The organism is Burkholderia sp. BCC0419 (assembly GCF_902830285.1).
Taxonomy (GTDB): domain Bacteria; phylum Pseudomonadota; class Gammaproteobacteria; order Burkholderiales; family Burkholderiaceae; genus Burkholderia.
The window spans coordinates 1-344 of the sequence record NZ_CADESR010000036.1 but is presented as its reverse complement, the minus strand read 5'-3'; the positions used below and the strand labels follow the sequence as shown (position 1 = coordinate 344).

The 344-nt window shown below is 65.7% G+C and carries 1 protein-coding gene; it reads left to right on the top strand.

All coding sequences use genetic code 11. The features are described 5' to 3' along the window. Window positions 1-344, top strand: a 344-nt coding sequence (locus tag HWW87_RS36920) for an aldehyde dehydrogenase family protein (RefSeq protein ID WP_175824384.1), incomplete at both ends; no start/stop codon positions are given.

Genomic DNA, 344 nt, shown 5'->3' with positions numbered 1-344 from the left:
GCGCGCGGGGCGCGGCTGCTGGTCGGCAACGTGCGTGACGGCGCGCTGTATTCGCCGACCGTCGTCGATCGCGTGACGCCCGACATGCCGCTGGTGAAGCATGAAACCTTCGGGCCGGTATCGCCGATCATGCGCTTTCGCGACATCGACGAAGCGATCCGGATGTCGAACAGCACCGACTACGCGCTGTCGTCGTCGGTGTGCACGAACCGCTTCGACCACATCACGCGCTTCATCACCGAGCTGGAAGTCGGCAGCGTGAACGTGCGCGAGGTGCCCGGCTATCGACTCGAACTGACGCCGTTCGGCGGCGTGAAGGATTCGGGGCTCGGGTACAAGGAGGG